The 5,189-nt window shown below is 42.2% G+C and carries 5 protein-coding genes; 3 read left to right on the top strand and 2 right to left on the bottom strand.

The annotated features are described in order from the left end of the window. On the bottom strand, positions 1-1,218 hold a 1,218-nt coding region (locus Q0238_RS01060), incomplete at its 3' end, for a pseudouridine synthase (RefSeq protein WP_297942011.1). Between the two features lie 75 nt (positions 1,219-1,293). Here Q0238_RS01060 and purB point away from each other — a divergent pair. Genes purB through Q0238_RS01075 form a run of 3 tightly spaced genes read left to right on the top strand, consistent with a single transcriptional unit; the run spans position 1,294 to position 4,377 of the window. Further along, positions 1,294-2,622 (top strand): adenylosuccinate lyase, encoded by a 1,329-nt coding sequence (gene purB / locus Q0238_RS01065; protein ID WP_297942013.1) that lies wholly within the window; start codon positions 1,294-1,296, stop codon positions 2,620-2,622. 2 nt (positions 2,623-2,624) lie between these two features. Then, positions 2,625-3,593 (top strand): DNA adenine methylase, encoded by a 969-nt coding sequence (locus tag Q0238_RS01070; protein WP_297942015.1) that lies wholly within the window; start codon positions 2,625-2,627, stop codon positions 3,591-3,593. A 1-nt stretch (position 3,594) separates the two neighbouring features. Beyond that, positions 3,595-4,377, top strand: a complete 783-nt coding sequence (locus Q0238_RS01075) for a hypothetical protein (RefSeq protein WP_297942017.1) — start codon at positions 3,595-3,597, stop codon at positions 4,375-4,377. Between the two features lie 235 nt (positions 4,378-4,612). Here Q0238_RS01075 and Q0238_RS01080 read toward each other — a convergent pair. Continuing rightward, positions 4,613-5,189, bottom strand: a 577-nt coding sequence (locus Q0238_RS01080; RefSeq protein WP_297942020.1) for a hypothetical protein, incomplete at its 5' end; no start/stop codon positions are given.

A 5,189-nucleotide genomic window follows, 5' to 3' on the forward strand; every position in this document is an offset into this window, starting at 1 on the left:
TATCCGCTCCGCTTGCTCTCGCGAAAGCCCATACAGCGGCTCTCCCAATATCGGCGCGCCCGCGGCAAATAGATGCAGCCTGATCTGATGCTGCCTGCCCGTCAACGGATAGCACTCAATCAGGCTAGCGTCCATGTCCTCAAAATATCGCAACGGGCGTATCAGCGTGATCGCCTCTTTACCGTCGCGCGATATTTTCATACGAATTTTAAGATCGGCGAACTCGCCGCTAGGAGCGATCGGAGCATCAATCACAAACCCCTCAAAATCCTTTAAAAATTTCAGTTTTTCGCTAAATGTTGCGTATTTTGCAGGCTCAAATTTTTTCAAATTTGCACAGCCCTTAGAAGTAGCTGACAAAGATTTAGCCACAGATAAGGCGCAAGGTTTATGTCCGTTATCCGCGCTACTCATCGCGATAGCGGGTTTAAGCTTATCGCTCACGCCGCAGGATAAAGCATCAAATTCAAATCCGCTGTCAACATCGCCAGCAGGAGCGCCGGATTCAAATTTAACTTGCATGCCGTCATATAGAGCATCGCACCATAATCTCCTACTCGCACTATTAGACAAGATATTAAATCCAAATTTATTGCCTACTCCTTTTAGAGCTAGTGTATCGCGCAGATCCGACACACTACTTGGCAAACTCATAGCATCGTCCGCAAATTTTGATCCGCAAATTTCATACGAACCTAGCGCATAGCAATTCTCTATCTCGCCATTGCAAGCAGCACTTTGCAAATCCCCTCGTACGAGCGCTAGATAGCTTTTCATCACTCTACGCTGTTCGAAGCACTCTTTGAGCTCGCGCGCCGCGTCTTTATCTTTAGCGACGATCAAAACGCCGCTGGTTTCGAGATCGAGCCTGTGCGCCACGCACGCGTCCTGCCCGTATAGCGACCAGATCTCGTCATACATATTATAAGGCGAGTTGCGCCCGCTCGGATGGCTAAGAATTCCGCTTGGTTTGTCAAATGCCGCAAACGCATCGCACTCAAAGATCGGCTTCAGTCCGCGCGGCTTGCATTTGTAATCGATCAAAAAAATTTCTCCGTGCGCGACAGAGTTTTTATGTAAATTTTGATCCTCAGCATCGGTTACGCGATGCTTGTCACAGATGCGCTGCGCGGATTTCATATCGTATCCGAGGCTAAGCAGAATTTCGTAAATTTTGCGCCCCTCAAAGCTTCCCAAGCTTCTTTTCTCATAACCCATATTAAACTTTCAGCCCCATTTTTATATAATTTTTGCCATCATTATACAAGAAATTCTAACCGAAAGGCTACTAAAATGGTCGAAAGATACGCAAGAAAAGAGATGTCTGAAAAATGGAGCTTGCAAGCCAAATACGACGCGTGGCTAAAAGTCGAGCTCGCGGCGGTTAAGGCGTGGAATAAACTAGGTTTAATAAGCGACTGCGATAAAGACAAAATTCTACAAAACGCAAGCTTTAAGATCGAGCGGATAGATGAGATCGAAAAGACCACCAAGCACGACGTCATCGCGTTTCTAACGAGCGTGAGTGAGAGCCTTGGGCAGGAGAGCCGCTTCGTGCATTACGGCATGACTAGCAGCGATTGCATCGACACTGCCGTCGCGCTACAAATCAAAGAAAGCATGGAGCTCATCATTGAGGATGTGCAAAATTTAAAAGCTGCGATAAAATCTCAAGCCATGAAGCATAAAATGACGCTGATGGTCGGGCGCAGCCACGGTATCCACGGCGAGCCGATCACTTTCGGACTCGTGCTTGCGGTCTGGTATGATGAGATAAATCGCGCGCTAGAGCTTTTGCAACACGCAAAAAGCGTTATCAGCTACGGCAAAATAAGCGGTGCGATGGGGAATTTCGCCCACGCTCCACTAGAGCTGGAAGAGCTAGTGTGCGAATATCTGGGGCTAAAGCCCGCCCCCGCGTCCAATCAAGTCATCCAGCGCGATCGCTACGCGCAGGTAATGAGCGCACTTGCGATCCTGGCTTCCAGCTGCGAAAAGATCGCTATCGCAATCCGCCACTATCAACGTACCGAGGTTTATGAAGCAGAGGAATTTTTTAGCCCAGGACAAAAGGGCAGCTCTGCGATGCCACACAAACGAAATCCTGTGCTTAGCGAAAACGTAACGGGGCTATGCCGTATGATCCGCAGCTTCGCAATACCCGCGATGGAGGACGTAGCACTATGGCACGAACGCGACATCAGCCATAGCTCGGTCGAGCGATTTATCCTCCCTGATGGCTTTATAACCGCCGATTTTATGCTAAATCGCTTGACGAGCTTGATCGAAAAACTGCTCGTATATCCCGAAAATATGATGAGAAATCTAAATTTAACCGGTGGGCTCGTGTTTTCGCAGCGCGTACTGCTAGAGCTGCCTAAACGAGGAGTTAGCAGAGAGGATGCTTATAAAATCGTGCAGCGTAATGCGATGAAGGTCTGGGCGGATCTGCAAGAGGGCAAAAAAGCTATAGATGAGCAAGGGCATAGCCTATTTTTGCAAAATCTGCTAGCAGATACAAAGCTACGAGAAAAGCTAAGCGAAAGCGAGATCAAAGAGTGCTTTGACTACGGATATTACACCAAAAATGTGGATGGGATTTTTAAAAGGGTGTTTGAATAGTAATGTTGGTAAATCAAATTTTAAATCAAACTCAGCTATTTTATGATAGCGAAATTTTAAGCTTAAGCCCGAAAAAAGAGTTGTTTTTAAATTTACTCAAAGGCGAAAAGCTAAAATATAAACGCTATACGAAATCGCCACTACGCTATCCCGGCGGTAAATCTTTAGCGGTCGGTCTGATAATAGAATATTTTCCGGATAACTTAAAACGGCTTATTTCACCTTTTATCGGCGGCGGAAGCGTAGAAATAGCCGCCGCCGTAGAGCTTGGAATAGAAGTAAAAGCATACGATATTTTTGATATTTTAGTAAATTTTTGGCAAGTTGCGATAAAAGATAAAAATTCGCTTTGTAATGAGCTTTTAAAATTAAAGCCGACGAAACAAATTTACAAGACCATAAAAGACGAGCTAAAATCGCACTGGACTAAAGAAGTTGCGCTCGATAGTTTAATGTTGGCGCGAGATTACTATTTTAATTTCAATCTAAGCTATGGACCTGGATTTTTGGGCTGGATGAGTTCAATTTATGAGGATGAAGCTAAATATTTAAAAGGCGTCGAAAAGATTTCAAGTCTAAATTTAGAAAATTTAAGCGTTGAATGCGCTAGCTTCGAAAAGGCTTTTAAGCTATACCCGAGCGACTTTTTTTACCTTGATCCGCCGTATTTTTTAAGCGGCGATTCAAAAATGTTCCGCGGAATTTATCCACAACGAAATTTCCCGATACACCACAACGGCTTTAATCATGAACTTCTAGCCAAGCTCTTAAAAGCCCATAAGGGTAAATTTATACTAAGCTACAATGACTGCGGATGGGTTAGAGATACTTATAAAGAATTTAAAATTTTGGAGCCGAAATGGCAATATACGATGGGGCAAGGCGAAACGCGTATCGGTAAAAACCGTATAGAACGCGGCGACGACAATAATATCAAACAATCTCACGAACTTTTGATAATCAAGGATTAAAATGGCAAAACGAGCAATGAGTAGTGAGCACGCTTCGCGCGTTAAATTGAGCGGGCATCAAAAAGAAAAAATCTTTGCAAATTTAATTGGACTGGATGACGAATATAAGCACGATAGGCGAGCCAAAAAAGATGTCATAGATTTTAACGGCGATGGGCATAGCGTAAAAAGCGGTACTTGGTGGCAGATATTTTTATATTCTATTAAAAGAATTAAAGACGATTACGGATTTTTAGCGATGAATGGAATGGGGCAGCTTATTTTAGATTGTCTTGAAATCTTCCCACAAAATCGCGCAGATTACGAATGCGAAAAGCAAAAATATAAAGACGCGCTAAAAATTCCGATGGTTGCGCTTTGTGAGAAATTAAAAGACAAAAATAGATTGAAAGCATTTTTAAGCAAAGCGATATTTAACGGCGGTGAAGTGCAATTTTTAAGCGTTTTTCCAAACGACGACAGTGGCAATATTTACGTTTTTTATTATCAAGATGTCATTGATGTTCTAGCTCAAAATTTAAATGTAGAGAATTCTCGCGCTAGAATGACAAATCAAACGGATGCGCAAAAAGTTATTTTTAAGCACGATGTCAGCGTTGGCGAAATAGAAGTCAGAAACGATAGCGACATACACTATAAGGAGATAAAATTTAGATTAAATTCCAAGAAAGTCCTAGATATTTTAAAAAGCGATATAAAAGATCGCGATAAGCCCAAGCTCATCAATAATGTAGAAAACACAAGAATTTATCGCTACGGCAAGGCGATTAAGAAATTTAACTAATTCGGATAGATAGATTTTATACCAAGTACGATTATGAGATGTTTTAACATTATATCGCTCTGCTTAGAATAATTTTAAAATTTAATCAATCCCAAAAGGCGCAAAGCAGCAAATAGTACTTCCGCAAAAATTTATCGGGGCTTTGAAATTAGACCAAACTAAGAATTATTTGTAATTTAAAAGCGGATGGAGCGGGAGTTCGTTCGCCCCATCCTGCGCTAGCACGTTAGAATTTTTAGAATTTAAAGTTATACCCCAGATAAATTCCATGGTTGGTCTCTCTGACGTCTTTCATATCCTTTTCATCGCTAGTTTTTCCATATTTTGTATAATCCGCTTTGTAGCCGAACTCAATCTCGTTATGCTCATCAAAGCTATATAGTCCACCTAGCTTTGCGCCGATTACCCAGCCGTTTAAATTCGCCTTGTAGGAATCGGAATAGGCATATCCAGGTAAAGAATAAGAGCTTTCGTTTTTATACCTCATAAATGAAACTCCCGTATAAGCACCCGCTATGAGCTTAAAACTGTTAGTAATTTCAGGCGTAAAATCCGCCCCTACTAATAAATTATGCTTTTTCCAGCTATCTTTCCAAGAAAACATATCAATCTCGTGAGATTTAGACGCTTCAAAATCATATGAATATGCGCCATAAACTCTAAATACGTCAAAATCATATCCAATTTTTATACCTATTGCAGGTTGTCCGTCATCCCATTTAAATTTATCTCCATAGCTAATAGTTTTGCCCTTAACACTAGATTTAAACGAGTAATCCCCCTCGATGCCTAAAAGTAAACCCTCGCTAGAG

Source organism: uncultured Campylobacter sp. (genome assembly GCF_938045775.1).
Lineage (GTDB): Bacteria > Campylobacterota > Campylobacteria > Campylobacterales > Campylobacteraceae > Campylobacter_B.